The sequence below is a fragment of the Pseudoalteromonas sp. S1650 genome, from assembly GCF_005887195.1.
Taxonomy (GTDB): Bacteria; Pseudomonadota; Gammaproteobacteria; order Enterobacterales; family Alteromonadaceae; genus Pseudoalteromonas; species Pseudoalteromonas simplex.
On the sequence record NZ_PNDF01000062.1, the window covers coordinates 1 to 23,574 of the forward strand.

Annotated in this window: 16 protein-coding genes and 1 pseudogene; 4 read left to right on the forward strand and 13 right to left on the reverse strand. The window is 41.4% G+C overall.

Annotated elements, in window-relative coordinates; genetic code table 11:
• Positions 1-549 precede the first annotated feature (549 nt).
• On the reverse strand, positions 550-1,218 hold the full coding sequence (locus CWB80_RS16815; protein ID WP_138602445.1) for a DUF2987 domain-containing protein: 669 nt from the start codon (positions 1,216-1,218) through the stop codon (positions 550-552).
• Positions 1,211-2,029 carry a glucosaminidase domain-containing protein gene (locus CWB80_RS16820; protein ID WP_054553042.1) on the reverse strand — a complete coding sequence of 273 codons (819 nt, stop codon included), beginning with the start codon at positions 2,027-2,029 and terminating at the stop codon, positions 1,211-1,213. The genes CWB80_RS16815 and CWB80_RS16820 overlap by 8 nt, the downstream gene beginning before the upstream one ends.
• A 214-nt stretch (positions 2,030-2,243) precedes the next feature.
• Between CWB80_RS16820 and CWB80_RS16825 the strand changes: the two genes are divergently transcribed.
• Both CWB80_RS16825 and CWB80_RS16830 read left to right on the forward strand, forming a co-directional pair.
• Positions 2,244-3,539: an anti-phage deoxyguanosine triphosphatase gene (locus tag CWB80_RS16825; RefSeq protein WP_138602443.1), complete on the forward strand. Its 1,296-nt coding sequence runs from the start codon at positions 2,244-2,246 to the stop codon at positions 3,537-3,539.
• 101 nt (positions 3,540-3,640) lie between these two features.
• Positions 3,641-4,732: a DUF481 domain-containing protein gene (locus tag CWB80_RS16830; RefSeq protein WP_138602440.1), complete on the forward strand. Its 1,092-nt coding sequence runs from the start codon at positions 3,641-3,643 to the stop codon at positions 4,730-4,732.
• A 68-nt stretch (positions 4,733-4,800) separates the two neighbouring features.
• On the opposite strand, the gene CWB80_RS16835 is transcribed toward CWB80_RS16830, so the two are convergent.
• From CWB80_RS16835 to CWB80_RS16860, 6 genes and pseudogenes are all read right to left on the reverse strand, one after another.
• Positions 4,801-6,954, reverse strand: coding sequence for a prolyl oligopeptidase family serine peptidase (locus CWB80_RS16835; protein ID WP_138602438.1), 2,154 nt, complete (start codon positions 6,952-6,954; stop codon positions 4,801-4,803).
• A 161-nt stretch (positions 6,955-7,115) separates the two neighbouring features.
• Positions 7,116-8,117: pseudogene (locus CWB80_RS16840) on the reverse strand (branched-chain amino acid aminotransferase); the annotation flags it as partial.
• Positions 8,118-8,295: 178 nt separating this feature from the next.
• Positions 8,296-9,084: an SDR family oxidoreductase gene (locus CWB80_RS16845; RefSeq protein ID WP_138602434.1), complete on the reverse strand. Its 789-nt coding sequence runs from the start codon at positions 9,082-9,084 to the stop codon at positions 8,296-8,298.
• A gap of 21 nt (positions 9,085-9,105) precedes the next feature.
• Positions 9,106-9,609, reverse strand: coding sequence for an Mpo1 family 2-hydroxy fatty acid dioxygenase (locus tag CWB80_RS16850; RefSeq protein ID WP_138602432.1), 504 nt, complete (start codon positions 9,607-9,609; stop codon positions 9,106-9,108).
• A gap of 104 nt (positions 9,610-9,713) precedes the next feature.
• Positions 9,714-10,118, reverse strand: a complete 405-nt coding sequence (locus tag CWB80_RS16855; protein ID WP_138602430.1) for a hypothetical protein — start codon at positions 10,116-10,118, stop codon at positions 9,714-9,716.
• A 54-nt stretch (positions 10,119-10,172) separates the two neighbouring features.
• On the reverse strand, positions 10,173-10,835 hold the full coding sequence (locus CWB80_RS16860; RefSeq protein WP_138602428.1) for a Crp/Fnr family transcriptional regulator: 663 nt from the start codon (positions 10,833-10,835) through the stop codon (positions 10,173-10,175).
• 108 nt (positions 10,836-10,943) lie between these two features.
• On the opposite strand from CWB80_RS16860, the gene CWB80_RS16865 reads away from it, so the two are divergent.
• On the forward strand, positions 10,944-12,233 hold the full coding sequence (locus CWB80_RS16865) for an amidohydrolase (RefSeq protein ID WP_138602426.1): 1,290 nt from the start codon (positions 10,944-10,946) through the stop codon (positions 12,231-12,233).
• A 116-nt stretch (positions 12,234-12,349) separates the two neighbouring features.
• On the forward strand, positions 12,350-12,979 hold the full coding sequence (locus CWB80_RS16870; RefSeq protein ID WP_054553032.1) for a trimeric intracellular cation channel family protein: 630 nt from the start codon (positions 12,350-12,352) through the stop codon (positions 12,977-12,979).
• Here CWB80_RS16870 and CWB80_RS16875 read toward each other — a convergent pair.
• The 5 genes from CWB80_RS16875 to CWB80_RS16895 form a co-directional block, all read right to left on the reverse strand.
• Positions 12,976-13,431, reverse strand: coding sequence for a GNAT family N-acetyltransferase (locus CWB80_RS16875; RefSeq protein WP_054553031.1), 456 nt, complete (start codon positions 13,429-13,431; stop codon positions 12,976-12,978). The two genes, CWB80_RS16870 and CWB80_RS16875, sit on opposite strands and share 4 nt — an antisense overlap.
• The gene (gene recD / locus CWB80_RS16880) at positions 13,418-15,484 is read right to left on the reverse strand and encodes an exodeoxyribonuclease V subunit alpha (protein WP_502705012.1); all 2,067 of its coding nucleotides are present in this window, start codon (positions 15,482-15,484) and stop codon (positions 13,418-13,420) included. Before recD ends, CWB80_RS16875 begins: the two co-directional genes overlap by 14 nt.
• Complete coding sequence (gene recB / locus CWB80_RS16885) at positions 15,481-19,056, reverse strand: exodeoxyribonuclease V subunit beta (RefSeq protein WP_138602424.1); 3,576 nt, start codon at positions 19,054-19,056, stop codon at positions 15,481-15,483. The genes recD and recB overlap by 4 nt, the downstream gene beginning before the upstream one ends.
• Positions 19,043-22,387, reverse strand: a complete 3,345-nt coding sequence (gene recC, locus CWB80_RS16890) for an exodeoxyribonuclease V subunit gamma (RefSeq protein WP_138602422.1) — start codon at positions 22,385-22,387, stop codon at positions 19,043-19,045. Before recC ends, recB begins: the two co-directional genes overlap by 14 nt.
• 153 nt (positions 22,388-22,540) lie before the next feature.
• Complete coding sequence (locus CWB80_RS16895) at positions 22,541-23,557, reverse strand: alkaline phosphatase D family protein (RefSeq protein ID WP_138602421.1); 1,017 nt, start codon at positions 23,555-23,557, stop codon at positions 22,541-22,543.
• Positions 23,558-23,574 lie beyond the last annotated feature (17 nt).

The following is a 23,574-nucleotide window of genomic DNA, read 5'->3' on the forward strand; positions in this document are numbered from 1 at the left end:
GTCAACAAAATTGATCCACCCGAGAAAACCAATTACCGTTAATGTGTGCTATTAGTTACGCTTACCTATAACTACCTATATTGAGAACTTTATAGTTTTACTTTAAGCCAGTTATAGCTAAGTAACTTGATCTAAATCTATATTTTCATTCCTTAAAAATTCATTTAAAAATAGAAAGTTAGCACTTAATAATTAAGTAAAGATCAGGCTAGCAATATACAATCAAGTCTTTTTTCTATAATAAAAAACAATCAGAGAAAACTAATACATTCCGACTATTTCTATGTTTCAAAACACACTGAACCTTAAATACACAGCAATACAAATAGTTAGGAAAAATATGAATCAAGGGAATAATTTAGAGCAAAGAAACAGTCATAGTAATTGTACTAACTACGATGAATTTTCAATTTTGCTCATACGTCTAAATGCTGAGATAAACTTTTGAAAAAAGAAACATAAGAACTATCTGTGCTTCACAACGAAAAAAGGACCTAATTAAGGTCCCTTTTGTCGAAGTTTAAACGCTTTTAGCCAATATATAGTCCGTTATTTAACAATCCAAGGTGTGGCGCTGATAAGCTCAGCATGACTGTTTAACACTGTGTTATCGTCTTGCCATTCGTCTGTTACTTTTATTGAGCAACGCTGCTCTTTACAGCTAACGCCATTTGCCGAGATAGCGTCTTGACCATTAAATTTAAGTACAACACCTTGTTGTTCAGGAAGCAAAAACCACATTAATTTGCTGACAAAAAAGCCTGATAAATCAGATAACAGCTCGTCAAACTCTTCATTTAACGTATATAAGTTTGCTTTACTAAGTTCAAAATCTGCCAAATCAGTCGCTTCAATCTGTAACTTTAATTGGCATTCATGTTTAGGGTTTTCTGGTTGCACAACAATAACAGCTTTATCTGTATCTAATTGCTTATCAAAAGGTAAAAGTAACTGAGCTTTATCTGTATAAGTTAAGTCAAACTCTTGTTTTTCTGTAATTATTTTACCTGATTTAATAGTGCATACTTCGTTACTAGCAATATCAGACAAATAAAAGTTAACTTGAGCGTATTGAAACTCACCTTTATTCACGACTTTTAAACGATCATAAAAGCCATCATAAGCAATAACAAATTCAGTTGCTGCGGCTTTAGAGGAAACCGCGCTTAGCGCAACCGCGATGGTTGCTGCTTTTAACCATGGAAGGAGTTTATTCATCAAAGTAAGCTCTATTTTGATTTATCATAGTGTTTAATTCATCAATATATGCTTCACGGCGCTCAGAGTATGATAACAAACCTTGTGTTAACTTGGTTGCTTCTATAGGTTTTTGCTGGCGACGTAAATCGGCACGAATTAATCGTAAATCTTTATACGCAGCATGGGTATTAATATTTTTAAAATATGAGCTTACAGCAGCACGTACCGATTTAAATGCTGTCACTTCATGGGCCGCTTCGTTAGCACGGCGACGAGGAACCATGCCACAACCCTTTTTGTAACACCATTGACCGAAAAAGTTTAAACCAATCCGTGCAAAGCGTGACGTGCCCCATGCTGATTCATTTGCTGCTTGCATTAGCGCAAGCTCTTTAGGAATGATATCAACTCGACGTAGTGCTTGGGTAAGCGATAAAGTGTCAATAGTGTTAGGCAACTTGTAGCTGGTAAGAATTTTTTTAATATCTGACTTTTGCTTGCTCGTAAGCGGCTCATTGTACTCAAGCATCATGCGCGCAATTTCTAGTTTAGCTCGCTGCTGTAAAATTTTTTTATTTTCGGCCTCAACATGTGGGCGAATAAAATCAAAAAAAGCATGTTTCTTCTCTTTTACATCAGTAAATGCTGCAAAGTCAGGCAGTTTTACATTATGTAATGGTTTTTCTTTTTTGATTACGCGCTGGGTTCCGGTAGGCGTGCTCTGAGTTTGTTCAGATTCTTCAACTGTCACTTCTTTTTCGATAAATGGCGAAAATAACGCCCATGCAAAAAAAGCGGTTAATAAAGCTCGAAAAACGTACTTAAGCATGTATTCTCTCAAATAAACTACTACTCATGTGCGGTTAACTCACGCACACACAAAGGCGAAGTATACCAAAGCAGATGATTTTTAGCGAATTCAGCACTATAAAACCACCCATAAAAGGGACAAACTATTGACGTAACAGTGTAGTTTGCTCGCAATTTTCAAGCGCTTGCGTATACTGAAAAGTAAGCAAACAAGGAATAGGAAGGTTATTTTTATGTGCCAATCTTGGCAAGCTCGCATTATTAATCAACAAAAATATCGTCCAAACGATAACCGCTCAGCTTGGCAGGTTGACCGCTCTCGAATCATACACGCCGCAGCATTTAGGCGTTTGCAGGCCAAAACTCAGATTATGGGTATTGGCTTAAATGATTTTTATAGAACTCGTCTTACTCATTCTTTAGAAGTTGCCCAAATTGGCAGTGGTTTATTACGCCATTTGAAAAAGCAGCACCCTGAATTTACGAATTTTCCTAGCGGTAGTTTACTCGAAACCTTATGCCTTGCTCATGATATTGGCCACCCTCCTTTTGGTCATGGTGGTGAAATAGCATTAAATTACATGATGCGCGATCATGGTGGCTTTGAAGGTAACGCGCAAACACTTAGAATTGTCTCTAAGCTTGAGCCCTATTCAAATGGCTATGGCATGAACTTAACCAGGCGCACCTTGTTAGGTTTTATTAAATATCCAGCCTTCATTGATGATTTGTGGCACAGCATTCCACCTTTGAGCGAGCAGCGTAGCTTTATTAAAGCTGACCATTGGCGACCAGCTAAGGGGTTATACACCGACGATAAAGATATTTTCGACTGGATCATGGAGCCACTGTCTAATAACGATAAAGCACTGCTGAGCAGTCATTATAAGGTTGATGAATTTAGAGCCAAAACCCACTATAAATCGATAGACTCAGCAATTATGGAATTAGCTGACGATATTGCGTATGCCGTTCATGATTTAGAAGACGCTATAGCAACAGAGGTTTTAACGTTGGCTGATTGGCAAAATCATGCCCTTGTACAACTACAAGAGCTTGACTCTGCGTGGCTAACCACTCATTTAAGCTCGATAACCGCCAGACTCTTTTCTCATCACGAGTATGAGCGTAAAGACGCCATTGGTGAGTTGGTAAACACCTTTATTATTAACGCTCAGTTAGTTGTACAAAACGCAGATTTCGAATCTGAAATATTACAATACACGGTGAGTCTTCCAGATGAATTTGCCGAAATTCTTAACGTGCTAAAACATTTTGTTTTTAAACGCTTAATTCGTGAGCCAAAGATGCAGCAAGTGGAGTTTAAAGGGCAAAACCTGCTGATTGAATTATTTAGTGCTTTTGCCAGCGACCCAATGCGCTTATTACCAGAAACAACGCAAGAAATGTGGCTAAATGCGCACCAACAAGGCGATAATGCGATGCGCATAATCTGTGATTATTTGTCAGGAATGAGTGACGAATACGCCTACAAAACCTATCAGCGTTTGTTTTTGCCCTCTGCTTAAGTAATTTTTGAACACTATTTGATAGTGTTCTAAAATCAAGCAGGTTATTAATAAATAATCGCACTTCTTTAGATGCATTCTATTTAACATGGATTGAAATAATGCTCAAAAAATACCTGCTCATTAGTGCAGCTGTTGCAAGTTCATTTGCTTGCTATAGCACAGAAACACTTCCAGATCCGCTTCTCGAAGAGCGCGGCATAATAATTAAAGATGCAACCCACTTTGATTGGGTGCGACTTAATTCTGGCGAATGGCTCAAAGGCGAGCTTGTCTCTTTGTACGACAAAGAAGTTGAGTTTGACAGCGACATTCTTGATACATTAATGATTGATCGCGAAGATATCTATATGATTATTTCAGATCGCCATCATACGGTTCGCTTTAACGATGGCAACGAGCTCAGTGGTACACTTAATATATCGGGCGGTTATGTAAAAGTTGGCGAACAAGAAGCTAAATACCGTTATCGCGATTTAGTCTCAATTGCTCCCTCAGTTGAAAGCGAACTCAGTGCATGGACTGTAAAGTTATCCATGGGTGCAGATTTGGCCCGTGGAAATACTGACCAAACTGAATATTCTATTAAAGCTGACATAAAGCGCCGTACTGCTTCAAGTCGATTTTTATCTGAGATTTTAGGCTATCGCACTACCAGTGATGATCAAATTACTAAAAACAATATTCGTGCTAACGGTACATTTGACTGGTTTTACACACAAAAAATGTATTATCGCCCTATTTTCTTCGAATACTATCGTGACCCGTTCCAAAATATCGCCAATAAATACACTGTCGGCGCCGGTGTTGGTTATTATGTGATAGATACCGACAAAACAGAATGGGATTTTACAGCGGGGCCTGCTTATCAAAAAACCCAATTTGACACTGTAGCAGCTGGAGAAGATAAGAGTAACTCATCAATGTCTTGGTTTATTTCTACAAATTATGAGTTAGAAATCACTAAGAAAATCGATTTTTCATTAAATTATCGCTACCTAACTGCAAGCAGTGATGCTGGCGGTGACTCACAATATGCTTTGGCTGCGTTTGAATTTGAAATCACAGATGATATCGATTTTGATGTGTCATTAGTTTGGGATTACCTTGCCGACCCGATTGCCGATGAAAACGGTGTAGTACCAGAAAAAGAAGATTACAAAATGATTTTCGCGCTGGGTATCGATTTATAAACATCTCGATTATTCGATACAAAAACGCCGAGCTTAGCTCGGCGTTTTCATTTTAGTTAAGTAATATCTTATAGCGATTTAACACCCATGTTGTATAGGGTAAAGCCATAAATATCAGCGTATTGATCAATGATCTTACTTGTTGGTGTTCCTGCACCATGGCCTGCATTTGTTTCAATGCGAATAAGATACGGATTTTGTTTCGCACCTTTTTCTTGTAGCTCTGCTGCAAACTTAAATGAATGCGCAGGCACAACACGGTCATCATGATCCCCTGTTGTTACTAAGGTTGCTGGGTAGCTAACACCCTCTTTTACATTATGAACTGGTGAGTAACCTTTTAAGTACTCGAACATTTCTTTACTTTGTTCACTCGTACCGTAGTCATACGCCCAACCAGCACCGGCTGTAAAGGTGTGGTAACGCAGCATATCTAAAACACCTACAGCAGGAAGCGCAACTTTAAATAGCTCAGGACGCTGTGTCATAACCGCACCAACTAATAAGCCACCATTTGAGCCACCACGTACCGCTAAGTAATCAGGTGAGCTGTATTGTTTTTTGTTTAAGTACTCAGCCGCAGCAATAAAGTCATCAAATACATTTTGTTTCTTAAGCTGTGTACCATTTACATGCCATTCTTTACCATATTCGCCACCACCACGAATATTAGCAACAGCATAGATGCCACCGTGCTCAAGCCACGCCGCTACTGTAGGGCTATAACTTGGTGTTAGACTTACGTTAAAGCCACCATAGCCATATAAAATAGTCGGATTTTTACCGTTAAGCTCAGTGCCTTTTTTGTACGAAATAATCATCGGAACTTTGGTGCCATCTTTTGATGTATAGAACACTTGTTCAGAGATATATTCTTCGCTATTAAATTTAGCGCCCGACTTGCGGTACACATCAGACTTACCTGATTCAACATCAAACGAATAGGTATTGCCTGGTGTAGTGTAATTCGTAAATGAGTAATACAGTGTTTGTGCATCGTGCTTGCCACTAAAGCCATATGCAGTACCTACACCTGGCAGGCTAATGTCACGCACCAATTTACCTGATTTATCGTATTGTTTTACTAGCGAAATCGCATCAACCATATACTTAGCAAAGAAGTAGTCACCGCCTTTCGAAATGCTAAGTACATTGTCAGTTTCAGGGATTAAATCTTGCCAATTTTCAGGGCTTGGATCAGTTGCATCAACAGTCACTACACGCATATTGGGTGCGTTTAAGTTAGTCACCAAATATAGTTTTGAGCCGTCATTATCAATAATTGAGGTATCTGAGTCAGTGTTATCTAAAATCGTCACTAGCTCGCTGTCAGGCTTAGTTAAATCTTTGATAAACAGTTTATTACCTGAAGTTGAAGTACTTGCAGCAATAATTAAATAACGATTATCACGGGTCACTTCCGCACCAATATAACGATGTTTCTGTGCCTCTGTGCCGCCATAAATTAATTGGTCGTCCGCTTGTGATGTACCTAACTTATGGTAGTAAACTTTATGTTGATCTGTTTTTGCAGACAGCTCACTACCCTTAGGCTTATCGTAGCTCGAATAATAGAAACCTTCGTTGCCAAGCCAAGAGATACCACTGAATTTTACATCGACTAATGCTTCTTCAATTGGTTGTTTAGTCGCAGTATCAATAATGATAATTTTACGCCAGTCACTGCCGCCTTCAGAGATTTGATAAGCCGCTAAAGTGCCATCTTCTGTGAATGTTAAGCCCGACATTGAAGTTGTGCCGTCACTACTGAAGGTATTAGGATCTAAGAACACCTCAGCTTCAGAGTCGCCTTTTTTACGATAAACTACGTACTGATTTTGCAGACCATCGTTTTTATAAAAGTAGGTGTACTCACCCTCTTTAAATGGCGCTGTGACTTTTTCGTAGTTCATCAGCTTTTCAAGCGTAGTTTTTAGCTCATCGCGATACGGAATATTTTTTAGATAAGAAAAGGTAACGTCATTTTCGGCTTTAACCCACTGGGCTGTTTCGTCGCTCATATCGTCTTCTAACCAACGATACGGATCGGCTACTTTTTCACCGAAGTACTCGTCAACAACATTGCCTTTTTTAGTTTCTGGATAATTCACAGCAGCTTTAACCTCTGCAGTTTTCACTGTTTGTTCTGTTTTTGTTGGGGTGGATTCACCGCAGCCCGCCAATGCAACAACAATTGCACATGCTAGTGTTTTCTTGATCATAATAAATTTACTTTTAGTTATTGTTAATAAAATGAAAGTAAAATTAAAGCATTAGAATGTCTAGTAATTTGCGGTTAAACACAGGAAGTGCTGTAAACCAATGTAAAAACAAAAAAGCCACGTAGTAACGTGGCTCTTCAAAGTATGTATTTGCTCAGCGATTATACTTTTGTTAACCAGCCATGAGTATCTGCTGATTTACCCCATTGAATATCATTCAATGCTTGGCGTAATTTAGCAACTTTCTCACCTGGTTCACCCGACCCCACTTTAAACTCTTGGTCGTTATGAATAAGTGTGCCAACCGAGGTAAGTACCGCAGCGGTACCTGATAACGCAGCTTCAGTACCTGGTTTAGCGGCTCTTTCTAGTAACTCAGACACTGTAAAGTTACGCTCAGATACTGTCATACCTAAATCTTTAGCAATCGTTAAAATACTATTACGCGTCACACCGTGTAAGAATGTGCTATCAAGTGCTTTTGTGATGATCTCATCACCATCAATTAGGATGAAGTTTGCAGCACCAGTTTCTTGTACATCACCACCAGGGCAGAATAAAATTTGGTCTGCTTGATGCTCTGAGCGAGCTTCTAAGATTGGACCTAATGCACTTGCGTAGTTACCACCACTTTTAACCATACCCATGTGTGGTGCGCAGCGCATGCCGTCTTCTTCAAGTAATACACGTAATGCTGTAGCACCGCCTGAGAAATAATCACCTACTGGCGAAAGTAATACATAAAGCAAGGAACTCATTGACGGTGCAGCCGCTTTACCGATTGCCGCTTCTGTACCAATGTGAGTTGGGCGAATATACATTGAACCCGGCGGTGCTGGTGTTTCGTCTGCATACTCTTTAACAATGTCTTTGATCATTTGCTCAAGCATGCTTTCGTCAAAGTCAGGTAAGTTAAGTAACTTAGAGCTTTGTTTCATACGCGCAATGTTAGCATCCATACGAAAGATATAGACCGAGCCATCTTCGTGACGAAAAGCTTTTAATCCTTCAAAACAGGTGCTTGAGTAATGTAATACGTGAGCACCCGCATGTAATTCGATTTTATCAGATGGGACCAGCGCGCTTTCACTCCATGAGTTATCAGCAAAACGTGCTTGGATCATTTGTGGCATAAATACAGTACCAAATGCGGCCATTGTTGTTCTCTCTTGTTTGGACTACTTTTACCCCATTGTATGCTAATCCATCCCCGTTTAACCATAGCAAACTAGTGCCTTTTATCGATTAAAGTGATAATAATCCGACCGTTCGGTACAAAAAACGCGCAACTCAAGCTGCGCATTGTTTACTGAGAATTATTCACTGGCAAATGACAATGGATTATCGGTAATTCATTTTTGCTGTAAGGCGATTAAAAAAGCCCGGGAAAAAACGCTTGATAGTCGGTGCTAAACCACTTATTCCTTCACCAATAACAACTTCATCTTTCTCGGCTTCTATGGCTTTAATCATTTTTGCAGCCGCTTTTGCCACATCCATGCCGTTTTCGATTGATTCCTCTGGCTTATTTTGCGGTTTACCTTGGCCATCTAACGAATTATGCGCAATGGCTGTTTTAATTGAACCCGGGCAAATAGTCAGGCAATTCACATTTTTATCGGCTAGTTCTGCTCTTAAGCAATCCATAAAGCCCACGACCGCATATTTAGAGCCCGAATAACCCGTTCTAAACTTTGAACCGACTTTACCCGCTACACTGCTAATTGATACCACCATGCCCATACCTTGCTTCACCATTTGTGGCACGACCGCCTTAGTTAAAGCAATTAAACCAAAGTAGTTTACTTCCATCAGTTGGCGATAAACCGTAAATTCATTTTCTAAAAATAGACTACGCTGCGACACCCCACCGTTATTGATAAGCACATCAATGCGGCCAATTCGCTCGATCACTGCTGGCATATCTTCAAGTAAGGCTTCGGGCTTTGCCAAATCAAGAGCGACCACATGATGATTACCGCCGAGTCTTGTATTAAGAGCGTTGAGTTTTTCCTCATTGCGGGCAGACAGTATTAGCGTTGCCCCTTTAGCTGCTAGTTGCTCACAAAGTGCCTCACCAATCCCAGAAGATGCCCCTGTAACCCAAACTGTTTTGCCATTTAATTGCATGTATGTTCCTTATTATTGTTGTTATGCTTTGTTAGGCCCTGCATGTTGTTCGATATGATCAGCAATATCTTTATAAAAACCAAGCATAATCAAGAGCTCTGCTAATACAAATAAAGGCCCTATGACCAAACCAATTAAATCATCAACAAAGGCTGGCTTTTTACCTTCAAAATAGTGACCAATAAACTGAAACACCCAACCAACCACGAAACTGCCAATGCTCACAGCTAGCCATAACTCTGTTGAAAGCGACACCACAGGCTCAGCAGCAATGCTTAACAAACTTAAGCATACAGCCATAATTAACCCCATAGATAAGCTAAGCATTAAGTAATAAAGACAAGTGAATGCTATCACCACGGTTGCCAAGGAGATAACAGCAGGCTCAGAGATAAGCGTGACACGTTGCAATAAACAAATAATCGCAAACACGATTAATGGGATGCCGATAAAGTGAGTGACAATATTGCGTTTAGAACGGTGATAGAGGGCGTAATTTGTCAGTTGTTGTTTTAATGTTTTCATTGTTTTTCCTGCCAAAACTGTGATCAAAATTCAGATTAGCAGAAAATTCACCAACAAGAATGTCAACTAGCCGACATTTACAGTAGCTAGCTTAAACTCACACATTAAACCAACGCATCAATAACTTTGCCTTTTTCAGCTTCTGGCTGCATATCCATGCGTTCGCGTCCTTTTTGATACTCTTCATCAAGCATCGCTTGCAGCTCATTCATTTTTTCTTGCAGTGCTTTGGTGTCGGCACCTTGTTGCTGCATTTGTTCGGCAAGTTTTTCTATTTGCGCTTTTATTTCGTCAATTTTCTCTTTATCAACCCCGAGTCGCTGATAAACCAAGGCTTCTTGCGCCTGTGCTAAAAAAGAACTGGGCTCAGACTGCTTTTGTAAAAGTTGGTGTGCTGAAGATGCAGGCGTATGCATGGCCTTCACATCATCGATGCGGGTTGTTTGCGACAACTTAGCAGCAGCCGAAGCGTGATAAGGGTTATATTGATTATGAAATGTAATTGCCACAAGTTGTCTTCCATTTAAGCTTGATTACAACTTTGTAGCAATTTTAGTTCCAAACTAGCATTGAGATTGCAATTTATCGATATCAACAATTTCAATCGATTGATATTTAAGATTAATAATTGAATCAGCTTGCAGAGATTGTAATATTTGATTAATGGTTTGCCGTGTTAAATAGGTCATATCGGCAAGTTGTTGCTGGGTAAGCGGCAAACAGCTTTGGTGTGACGATTGATAAAGCATGCATAAACGCTTACTCACCTTTTGCTTTGCTGTAAGGAGTGCGTGATCTTCTAATGAGTCAAACAAGTTTCGCACTTTATTGGTAAGCAGCAGCCCAAAGTCATGCCAATAAGCAGGATGTTCTTGTAATAACAGGCTTAATGCCCGCTCAGGAACGTGTAAAAGCCGTACCGCAGTTTGAGCATACACATCGTGGGTACGTTGACCACCATCAAACAGAGCCACTTCACCAAACCACATTGCACTGGTTACAAAACTGAGCACCGCTTCTTTGCCTTGGCTATTAACCCCAGAAACTCTAAGCACGCCATTAATAACACAATACAGACCGGTATTTTCATCACCACGCAAAAACAATGCATCACCCGCATTTAAGGTGATTAATTTAGCATTTATTACTAGCTTGTCCCTAAATATTTGTGTGCGATTTTTAAACCATTTGTCTTGGTTAATTACCGAAAGGTCTTGTTCATTCAAGTGTTTATCCTTACATTGGAGTAGTGTGCATATATCCAAGCCATCTCAAAATGCAAAATTCAGCGTTTCACAGGTTGTTTGGATATCCAAATAATAAAAGGATACGGGATGTTAAACAAACTACTTTCGACCAGCCTACTTCTCAGTGCTATTTCTACCCCTGCATTTGCGAGTGATATTAATTCTGAACTTAAATCTGCCAATAAAAGCGTCAGCGAAAAAGTCATTAAATGGCGCCGTCATTTACACCAATACCCAGAGCTTAGTAACCGTGAGTTTGAAACAGCTAAATACGTGGCTAAGCATTTACGTTCGTTAGGCCTTGAGGTTCAAACAGGTGTGGCTCATACCGGTGTGGTTGCCAAACTTAAAGGGGGCAAAAAAGGTCCGCTTATTGCGCTACGTGCTGATATGGATGCACTCCCTGTTAAAGAGCAAGTAGACTTACCTTTCGCGTCAACTCAAACAACAGAGTACAAAGGCAATACCGTTGGCGTAATGCATGCCTGTGGTCATGATAACCATGTGGCTATTTTAATGGCAGCCGCTGAGTCTTTAGTAAAAATTAAAGACCAACTAGCGGGTGATATTCTGTTTGTCTTCCAACCTGCTGAAGAAGGTGCACCAGATGGCGAAGAAGGTGGTGCTGAGCTGATGCTTAAAGAAGGCTTATTTAAAGAAAAACCAGAAGCCGTATTTGGTTTACACGTAACCAGCTCACTTAATACCGGACAAATTGGTTTTCGTGAAGGGCCGCTAATGGCCAGCGCCGACAAATTTACTATCACAGTAAAAGGTCGCCAAACTCACGGTTCTCGCCCTTGGAATGGTGTTGACCCAATTGTGGCGTCATCACAAATTATTATGGCAACACAAACCATCGCTTCTCGCCAAGTTGATGTGACCAAAGCGCCTTCGGTGGTTTCATTTGGTGCCATTAATGGCGGTGTGCGTAACAACATCATCCCTGATCAAGTTGAAATGGTTGGCACAATCCGTACCTTTGACCAAGAAATGCGTGCTGACATTAAAAAACGTTTAGCTAAAACCGCTGAGATGGTAGCTGAATCAGGTGGCGCAGAAGCCCATGTTCACATTGATCATGGTTACCCAGTAACAGTAAACGATGTTGAATTAACCAAGAAAATGACACCAACTCTTGCTGGTGTGGTTGGCAAAGAAAACCTGATCACAACGCCACTTATCACAGGTGCCGAAGACTTTAGTTACTACGCCTTAGAAACACCAGGCATGTTCTTTTTCTTAGGTGTCACACCAAAAGGTCAAGATGCAGTTACAGCACCTAGTAACCATTCACCACACTTTTTTGCAGACGAAAAAGCTTTACAGCTTGGCGTAAATGCAATGACGCAATTAGTGGTTGATTATCTAAAATAATAATTATTTTCTTACCGGCGGGTGACATCACTACCCGCCCTATTTTCTTAGCTGTTCAGCATCAATAAAGTTCATTTTGCTAGGGTTAGATTACTATAAACAGGTAAGGAAGCCCCATGACATCAGAATACTTTCATTTTTTAAGCATTATCGGTGTAGCGTTTTTTGCTATTTCTGGCACCTTGCTGGGCCATGAAAAAAGTGTTGGTGGTTTTGGTGTGGTGGTTGTTGCCACAGTCACAGCTCTAGGTGGTGGCACACTTCGAGACATATTGCTTAACAAACCAGTATTTTGGATAGCTCAGCCCGATTATTTGTACGCAACTTACATAGCCATATTCGCCTCTATTTTATCTATTCGTCACTTACCCGATTTAAGTAACACCACCATGCTATTAATGGATGCCGTAGGGATGGCAATTTTCAACATTATTGGTATCGAAAAGGCACTAATTGGCGGCGCAGATATGATTGTTGCCATCACCATGGGTATGACCACGGGTATTTTTGGCGGCCTGATGCGTGATGTGATCTGCCGAGAAGTGCCTTTAGTAATGGGCGAAGAACTCTATTCCACCGCTTGCTTATCTGGCGGGTTAACTTACGCGGCTTTATTCACCCTTGAGGTGAGTTATATTTGGTGCATTCTTGGCGCATTTGCTGTGACGGTATGTTTAAGATTAGGCGCCATACACTTTGGCTGGCAACCTAATCTGTTTCGTAAAAGCAGCTTTAAACGCTCTTAGCAGGTCATATAAATACAGCCATCGAGTGGCATGTCCGCGGGGTACTGAGTTTGAATAAACCCCATTTTTTCATAAGCTGCTTTAGCAAGGGTATTGTGGCTATACACAAACAACGACAAGCTATCACACTGCAATTGCTGTTTGCCCTGCTCTCCTAGTAAATTTATCAACACTTTTGCAAGACCTTTACCACGTTCACTTGGCGCGATAACTAGCCGCCCTAAATGGCAACGACCTTCACGTAAATAGTATTGACCAAACCCTAACATCTGGCCTTCGTCATTAACCAACGCGTAGGAATTCAGCGCATCTAGGTTTAAATCGTGTTTAAAGCTTTGCGTATCAAATGGGTAATTAAAAAATGGCCCTGACCAAATACGCAGCTCAGCCTCAGTGTTAAACCAACCCATTAACTCGTTGAGTTGGTCACTCGTTACTTTAACTAGCTTCATGTTTTAACCTATCGTATAAACCTGATGCACGAGTAACAGATTTATTCATTGCCATGAGCAATATATTTTTATCGGCCACCAGCTCAAATGTGGTTTTCGCGCGGGTGATCCCCGTGTAAACCAATTGCCTGTTAATGCCCTGATTAGCCTGTTTTATTGGTGGTAAAATCATTGCGGTATAAGCAAATTCAGAACCTTGCGACTTATGAATTGTCATGGCATACACTTTATCGTGAGCAGGTAAACGTGCGGGCGAAAAGGCGCGAATATTTTCTTGTTCATCAACAAACATGGCTTTTAACTGACCTTGCTCATCATTCATTAAAATACCTATGTCGCCATTAAACAGTTTTAGCTGGTAGTCGTTTTGGCTGATCATAATTGGCATACCCACGTAATGCCTTTGATATGGCGAGATTAAACCTTGTTGAGCCAGTGCTTTTTCAATACGCTGATTAAGGCTATTTACACCATAATCTCCCTCTCTGACGGCTGCCAGCAACTGATAATGCGCAAAGGCTTTATGCACACTGGCAACACTTGCCCCTTGCTGGATAAGCTGCAAATAATCGTGATATTGCAACGCCGCTTGTTGCACAAACTGCTCTATCGGTTTACTAATTACGCTGTAATTAAGTTTAAGGTCTTTAAAGCCACCTTGATTGATCGTTTGCTCAACGTAGCCCAGTAAGCCACTGTTATTGGTATTTACAGCTTGTGCTAATTGACCAATGCCGCTACTGCCATCAAAACGATAACTTTGCTGTAAAAACGCAATACAATCGTTAAGTACAAAATGACTGCTTGCCGCGGGTATTTCGCTCTGATTATTAAAACAAACGCGATTAAGCTGCGCTGCTCTTTCAGTGCTGTAATCAGGCATTTTGCCAAGCTCTAACCCTTGGCATAGGTCGCTAAGAATACTGCCCGTATCAACCGAGGCTAATTGGTCTTTATCACCCAGTAAAATAAGTCTTGCATGGCTCGGTAATGCCTCGATTAGTTTTGCCATAAGCGACAAATCAACCATCGAGGCTTCATCAATGATCAGTACATCTAAATGCAGTGGGTTACGCTTATTATGGCGAAACTTATTGGTATGCGGAACAACGCCTAGTAAACGGTGAATCGTTTGCGCACTGTCTGGAATAAGTGGCGCGATATTATCAGGGATCATATTAAGCTTTTGCTTTGCCCCTAAAATCGACTCGGTTAAACGCGCTGCCGCTTTACCTGTCGGTGCAACCAGCTTTATTGTTAGCGGTGCACTGGCATACAGAGATTGTAAAATGGCCAGTAGCTTAGTTACCGTGGTAGTTTTACCTGTACCCGGGCCGCCAGTGATCACACTAAAGCCTTTTGTTGCAGCAATCGCACAGGCTACTTTTTGCCAGTTTAATGTTTTAATAGGATCGCTTAGGTTGGTTGTATGGTCACTGCTAGGAAAATACACCTCAAGTAATGACGTTAATTCGGCTTCATCAAGGGTGAGTTCTTTCGTTGCTAAATGATGTAAACGCGAAGCCAGTGTGGTTTCGTACTCTGCCAAGCGGGCAAAATAAAGTTTATTCGCAAACAACAGTAGTGGCTTGTCGTCCCCTACGCACTCAGCATTCATTAGTTTATTAACAGCCTCATTAAGGCCAAATTCCATAGCAAACGGGGTTAAAACCTCAGGGGCTGCAATGCTGGCATCAGCAAAGCTTTGCTGTTTAATTTCAAACGGGTTTTGCCAGTTTATATTCGCAAGCTCTAAGCAGCTGTGCTGACTTTGCTGCGCGGCCGCAAGTAATAAAATCAGGTAAAACACCTCACTGTGCGCTGCTTCGTTATTCTCTACCAGTGTTTCTGTGCCAGTCAATAGCTCTGCGAGTTTAACATCAACTAAGCGAATACGTTTTGCCTCAAATAAATAACTCAGTAACGGCTGTGTTTTAAGTTCTGTGGCAGGCAACACTGAATCGCTTTGGGCATGTTGTGCTGTCTGTTGTGGTTCCTTATTCATTGGCTCGTTTGGCTCATGGTCATCAAAGCCGAATGTCATTTGACTCATAGCATGGCTCCTTGTGCGAATAAGCTATCAAGCTCAGTTATTTGCTGTTTTGTTAGCTGATTGAAATACACCCCTTGCCCTTCGCTCATACCACGTAAGAAGGTGTAGTACACACCGCCTAAATGCGTATCGCTATCGTAATCTTGAATACGTTGTTTTAATAAGCGGTGCAATGCCACGGTATATATCAAATACTGCAAATGATACTGGTGACTGGTCATGGCTTGCTCTAGTTGCTCATGATGGTAATCAGCCGCACTATTGCCTAAAAAGTTCGATTTATAATCAAGAATATAATACTTACCTTGCCAGCAAAATATTAAATCGATAAAGCCCTTTAGTAAGCCTTGTACCTCACTAAAATCAAGCTGCCCGGGTAAGTTAAAGTGTTTTACTAACACTTGGTTAAGCTTATCGCTTGAGAGCGATAACAGCGGTAAGTTAAATTCCATTTCGACCAAACAGGTATCGGGCTCAAGTACTGATAAACTAAGCCCTTTATCGTTTAATGGGCAATTCAGTGCAGCAAGGATCCACTGCTCGGTCATTTCCTGCCAACTATCGTCAATATGGTATTTTTCGAATAACGTTTTGATCACTTTATCAAGGGCGTGGTCATCTTGCTCGCTAGCTGGGCGCGTTAACGCATAAGGGTCAGTAAAGTCTAATTGCTCAAATATTTCATGCAAACAACTACCCGGCTTTGCCCCTTTTGGGAAGCTGTAAGGTGTTAAAGCATTGGCATTTTGGGCTAAAAACTCATCTTTTTCGTGGTCTTCATCACTGCGCCCAAGCTCAATGTGATCAGTATGCTTTTTCAGCGTTAAGCTACTAAAGCTGGTTGAGCGCCAATCACGCTGAATGTCTGCTTTAACAGTATTAACTTGATAGGCTTGCTCACTGTCTGTACCAGCAAATGTTAACTTTTCAAGCTCATCTGCTTGGCTAAATGCCTCATAGTGTATGTGCGCAGAGCCTTCACAAAATTGTTGTAACAACGCGCGCCATTCATCGCCCGATTTAATCTCTAACCCTGCAAATAATACGTGGCCAATGCTGGTACTTTGAATACCAGGGCGAGCGCTACGACCTTGGGCAATGTTATACATACCCACAGAACAAAAATGCACGGCACGTGTCAATGCCACATAAAGTAAACGTAAATCTTCAGCTAAGCGCTCTTGCTCTGCTTTTTGCATTGCGTCGTCACTTTTAGCAAGGTCATAAATCAACTTACCGTCTTTATGGTAAAGGGCTTCTTTGCTTTCGCGATAGCCACAGGCAAACGGCATGAATACAATCGGGTACTCTAAGCCTTTTGAGGCGTGCATAGTGACAATTTTCACCAAATTAGCATCGCTTTCTAGGCGTACTTGCACCGCTTCACCATCTTGTTGACTGACTTTTTGTGCAAACCAACGCAGCAATCGATGGGTGCCCTCAAGCTCAATTTGCTTTTGCTGTAATATTTCCCCTAAATGGCGGAAATCGGTGAGCCAGCGTTCAACGTTGTAACCTAAGCCTTGCCAACGTGCTGCAAGCTGATTATGGCTTAATAAACGCTCGAGCATCGCCATAGCGCCTTGTTTATGCCAAATGTGAGCAAGCTGAGCAAAAAAGTTTAAATGTTCTTGCCATGCACTTTCATTTTCGTGAAGCGCATAAATACTGTTGTAGCTTAAGCAAAACAATGGCCCTGCTAATACACCACGCAGTAATGACTCATCATACTGACCATGCAATGCCGTTAAAAAGTTCAGTAAATGATGACTAAGCTCTTGGTTAAACACACTATCACGCGATAAATACACGCTGGCAATGGCGGCTTCTGCCAGTGCGGTTTTCATCAGCTGTGCTTCGTTTCGGTCACGCACTAGCACGCAGATATCGGCGGCAGTAAGTGGTTCTCCTGCAATGGTTGCAGCGCCGGCATCAGCTTGCTTAAGTAGCTCAGTAATTTTTTTCGTATATTGTAAAGCCAACGCTTGTTGAGCTACCCCTTTGCTGGTTGGCTTATTATTCGCTTCGGCGTATTCATCAACAAAAACCGAAAATTCAAACGCACTGGGCAATTCACCGTTTATTAAAAAGGCTTTTTCTTGCTGTTTTCCTTTGGCGTTAACCTTTTGAAATGGGATTGCATCGTTATAAATAAAGCTATTAGCATTTTTAGCAAATAAGCGGTTTACGCTATCAACAACCCCTTCACTTGAGCGATAGTTGGTATCTAGGGTGTATTGCTTGTCATCTGAAACGGCTTGTTTTGCGCCAATATAAGTAAAAATATCTGCACCACGGAAACCATATATAGCCTGTTTTGGGTCGCCTATCATGGCAAGGGTGGTGTTTTTATTGCCATAAATGCGGCTAAAAATGCCATATTGGACTGGGTCGGTATCTTGGAATTCGTCAATCATGGCAACCGGAAACAAAGCCGCAATTTTTTCACTTAACGCTTGGCCTTGCTCACTTAAAAGTGCCTGATGCAAGTTGCTCAGTAAATCATCTGGAGTAATAACGCCTTGCTCTTGCTTGCGTTTAACTAATGCATTTGCCACCCATTTAGCAGCGTATTGCACTATCGCAATATTTAACCCGTTATTGATTAGGCTACTGAGAGTGGCCATTTCATCAAACCGAGCCAGCATTTCGTGACTAAGCAAACTGCCATTTTTCTTATAATTTGCAGGATCGCTTAAGTTTTCTGTGCTCCACACTTCAAACGAGTATTTACTGGTACCAAATACAAAAAACAATTCGTCATTGTTTAGGTATTCTTCAAGCGCTGCAAGGCTGTTTTTATGTGCAGGTGTTTTAGACTTGCTCAGATCAGATGCTTTTACAGCATTAATAAATTCACTCTCACGGCACGCCTTTTTAAATGCCGGTACTTTTGCCACAAAGTTATCGCGCGCTTGCCATATATCGTCAAGGTTGTACTCAGGGGTAATTGTTGCCCCTTGTTTATTGAGTAAACTCACCACCTGTGAATACAGTGATACGGGCACAGGGAAAATATCGATAATTGCTTGGGTACGCTCTTTTGATTGTGGGTAAACAAAGGCACGCCAAAAGTCATTAAGGGTTTCTTGAATAAGCTCACGCTCATCTAAAATAAACTCTAAGTTAAACGCCACCCCTGATTCAAAAGCATGTTGTTTCAGCATTCGCTGACAAAAGCCATGAATGGTGAATATAGCGGCTTCATCCATCGACTTTGCCGCAGCGTCTAGCAAATCAAATGCGGCGTGTTTATCACTCACCTCGTTAATCACTTGCTCAATCAGCTCATCTTCGGGCTTTTTACCAAGCAGTGCATCTCTGGCATTGATTATACGCGCCCGCACACGGTCTTTAATTTCTTGAGTTGCGGCCTCAGTAAATGTCACCACCAGTATTTGCTCAACACTCAGCGGCGTATTTAATGGTTCATCTTCACCGGTCGCTTTTTGTAAGCCCAACAAATACCGTAAATACAAACCTGTGATGGTGTAGGTTTTACCAGTACCGGCACTGGCTTCAATTAGGCTTTGCCCACACAGTGCCATACTCATTGGATTAAGCGTTTGCATGATCTACCTCCTGTGCTAATTCAACAATTGGCGATAACAGCAGCTCGCTCCATTTTATAAACTCGTCTTCACAGTCTTTAAGGTTTTTTATGGTTAAGCGAATGTATGGGTTTTCACCTTCACCTATGCCAATATATTGCGGCGCAAATTTATTGTTTGCTTTGGCCATGTCTTTATCTGTTTTTATATACTCGTAACCACTGACTGGGAAAAACGCCACTGGGCGAGTTAAAAGCGTTTCATACAGCGAGAACCAATCATTTAAATAGCTGCGGGCATCGTCTTCTGACAAGGGTGAAAAACTAATTTGCTTGTCTAAACCAAGAATAAGGGTTTCAACAGGCTGACCCATTATTTGCGCCACTAAATGATGTACAAAGCCACGAATTACATCTTTTGCTTTAATACTGGCGGTGCGATAAAACAGCTGTTTTTGACCAAAAATATGATTTAACCAACCTTCTAAAGTGGTATTGGCTATTTTAATATTGACTTCAACGGGTAATGCTTCATCACCTTGAATATGCGTTTTCACTTGCCCTGCAAGCGCATCAACTCGGTGCTGCATACTTTCAAACACAAGATCGCCAACATGGGCTTGAGGTAATTCACCGCGCTGCATTATTTGCGCTTTGTTAAGTGGAATTTCTTGAATGCTCGCTTCGAGAATTTCGTCAAGATAAAAGTAGCGGCGTAATGCGTCTAAACTAAATGGCTCTTCATCTTTAGCAATATCGTTAAATTGCGGTAAGCGTAAACCCAAACTTTGCTGATAAAAGCTCTCGTGCGGCTGGCAAATACTGCGAATAAACTGAGTTAACTCAACACTGCTTTCTGGCTGAACACTGAGCGCTTGCTGAGGTTCAGGGTTAACAGCTTGAGTTGGCATCCACACTGGGTTATAGCTGTGTAATTGTGTGGCTAATGGTTTGTTTGCTTTTTGCTCGTCATCAGTTTGGCTTTTATTACCTTCTTTGTTAGTGGTCAGATAATAAGCAGGGTTAAATGGCTGTAAGTGCTGATAATTAATCAATGCCTCTGGTAGTTTTAAGTGAGTGTCTTGATCAGCAAATTCAAAACTACGGGCTATGTATTCCAAAAGCTCGCTCACTAAAGTTGAGGGCATTCTTGGTTGGTTATCAAAGCAAGAACGACCAATATAACTGATGTATAAATTCTCACGGGCACTTAAAATCGCTTCTAAAAACAGGTAACGGTCATCAAGTTTGCGAGAGCGGTCGCCTTTTTGGCGTTTTGAGAAAGGCACTAAGTCAAAACCGATTGGCTGAACGGTACGCGGGTAATCTGCATCATTTAAACCTAGCATGCACACCACTTTAAATGGCACCGCACGCATTGGCATCAACGTACAAAAGTTTACTTGCCCCACTAAAAAGCGCTGCCCTACGCCTTTTTCTTGAATACCTTGTTTAACCAAGTAACTCACAATACGCTGCGAAACGGCTTGTTGGTAATCGCCATTGTCATAATGCTTAATCAATGTATCGAGCACTTTTTGCAGCACTAATAAATCCCAGCTTTGCTCACCTTCATCGCTGTACACATCGCTTAATAATTCTTTTAGAATTTCTGCCTTTTCGTTAAGTGGTGCATCAGCTTGCAGCTTGGCTTTATAACGGGCCAGTACATCAATAAATTCAATAAGTTTATTTAAGGTATTCAGTGCCATACCTTCAACTTCATCGGCACTGTAAATCCCCGAAAACGGCAATTGCTCATCACGTTGTGCAACACCTAATAACAAGCGGTTTAGGCCATGTTGCCAAGTATTTAAATCTATTGCGGGTAAGCCAAAACTGTCTTTGTGGGCTGCATCTAAGCCCCATTTAACGCCAACACGCTCAAGCCAAAAACCAATTTGCTCATATTCATGGGATTCGAGGTTAAACTTCTCGGCAATTTGTGTGACTTGCAGTAAATCAAGAATGTCAGACACACCAAAGCGTGAGTAAGGTAAATCGGCTAAACTAGCAAACGAGCTAAGTACTGGTTTTTCTTGCTCTATCGCTAAATCGGCTAACGCATAAGGAATAAAACGTCGCCCTTCGGCACCACCAAACACCGCCTCAATATACGGGCTGTATGTGCCAACATCTGGCATCATTACAATAATATCTTTTGGTGTTAGCGCTTTATTTTCATTGAATAAATTGAGTAAGTAATCATGTAGCCGTTCTACTTCACGAAGTGGCGTGTGACAATCGCTCAGCACAATGCTGGTATCGTCTGCCTGAATTGGCAACTTGCCTTCGTCATTAATAAACCATTCTTTATCAGGCGTTAATGACTCACCCTTAAAAGCTAATTGGTAAATTTCAGACTGTATTTGCGATAACAAGCTTTGATCAAACTCGTTATCGAATCCATCAAGCCATTGCGCATCTAGTTGCAGTAACTGCTCAAAATAATCTCGGCCTAATTTACCCCACGACGAGAGTAACGGGTTACCGATAAAAAAGTACTCGTGATCAGGGTTTTTCGCGCTGTCTTCAAGCGCTTGTAACTGCGGGCGTTTGGCATATTTAGCGGCAATCTTGGCTGCTGTTTTTTCATCGAGCGTGTCGCCCCAGTAATGCTCACTGGGGTTGAAGAAGAACAAAAATACCTGCGTTTTTTTCGCAATGGCCTGAAATACTTCAAGCTGGCTACTCGCAATTGCAGAAATACCAAATAAGCTAATACGCTCAGGTAATAGGTTTGCGTCCATTTTTTCAAGGGCTGCAAGCAGCTTGTCTTGCATATTGGCGCGGTGATATTGGCTTTGCCCAAGCTCTTTACTGTGTGCCACCAGCTTGCGCCAGAGATCTGGCTGCCATGGTGCAATGCCCACATCAACATCATCAAGTTCATCAATGCCCTGCTCCCAAGTGGCAATCCAATTAGGGCGATACATTAAGTATTGGTCATAAACGTCGGCAATTTTCTCGCACAAAGCAAAGGTTTTTTGGCCTTCGCTATCACCTTCTAAATAGGTTTTAAGTGGTAAATACAGCGGCTCATCAATGCAGTTTGGTAAAATTGCAAACAGCTTCCAAGCAAGGTTCGCTTTGTTATACGGAGATTCACTGGGTACATCTGGTAATAATTGTTGGTAAAGCTGCCATATAAAACTCGAAGGCAGCGGAAAATCAACCTGAGCGGCAATCCCTAAGTGTTCGCTTAAACCGATTTTTAGCCACTGCGACATACCCGGTGACTGCACGAGCACAATTTCTTTTTTAAAAGGGCTCGTTAGCGGATTAACTTTAAGAAGAGCGTGAAACCGCGCTTGCAGTGCTTCCATGCGATTTGATTGAATTATATTCAGCACTTTACACTGTCCTTGCTTGAAACTAACTAATTGACACAGTGTAAGATATTTTAATTAGATGGGATAGAGAGAAATACCCGCAAACAAGGCTTATTCCATGTTTGCGGGCATGAGCTGCGGGCATGTGTTAAAGATATGCGCAGCTGGCAATATTTACTGGTATGGGCTTATCGTCGATAACGCGAACTCAGTGTGAATTATCTCATCACCCTTAATACCTTTAAGCGCAATACGGATGGTAGGATCTGCTTTTTGCCAATCGATTGTTAAATCGCCGTAGTTAACTTCATGAGTGTAATCACCCACACGGTGTTTATTAGGGCTAACATCTTTCCACTTTTCTGTAAGCCCAGAGCTAGTCATCTCAAATAGCGGGTAATCTAGGTTTTGTTGATATTTAGACAGCTCCCCCCAGTGGGTATCGCCACTGACAATAATCACACCGTTTACTTTATGTTTTTTAATAAGCGCAAATAAGCGCTCACGATCAGCCGGATAATTAGCCCATGACTCCCAACCAGTAAAATCAGCTAATAGCTGCAAGCTTGAGGCAATGATTTTTATCTTTTCATCTGACTTGAGCTCTTGTTCAAGCCATTGCCATTGGCTTTCGCCAAGCATAGAGGCGTTTTTATCAGTTGTTGGGCTATAAGGCCCTTGTTTTGCAGGTTTTCGTTCAAGTTGATAGGTCATCGCCGATACGTGATTCAACGGTGCGCGATTAAAACGCAGATCAGGCATGATCACCTTTACTGTTTGTTCACCCTCACCGTACGTGTAAGAAGTGTAAATACCATCTTCACGAGTTCTGCGAGCAGAGTCTGCAGGCTCTTGCCAAAAGTCGAGCATGATTTTTCGTGATTGCTGTTTTTTCGGGTATTCGCTGCCAGCGTCATTTTCGCCATAATCATGGTCATCCCACATGGCAATGATTGGCGTATTCGCACGTAATGTTTTAAAGCCCGGCTTTTGCCCTAAACGTTGATATTTATCGGCAAGTACCGACATATCTTCGGTATCTCCATAAATGTTATCGCCAAGGAACATAAATAAATCGGCTTGCTCTTTGTTGATGGCATCAAAAATGGGAATAGCTTTGTCTTGATGACCACATGAGCCAAACAAAATTTTACTCGGTGCGGCAATCGCACTCGCACAACTAACCAGCATTAATCCAGATAAGGCGC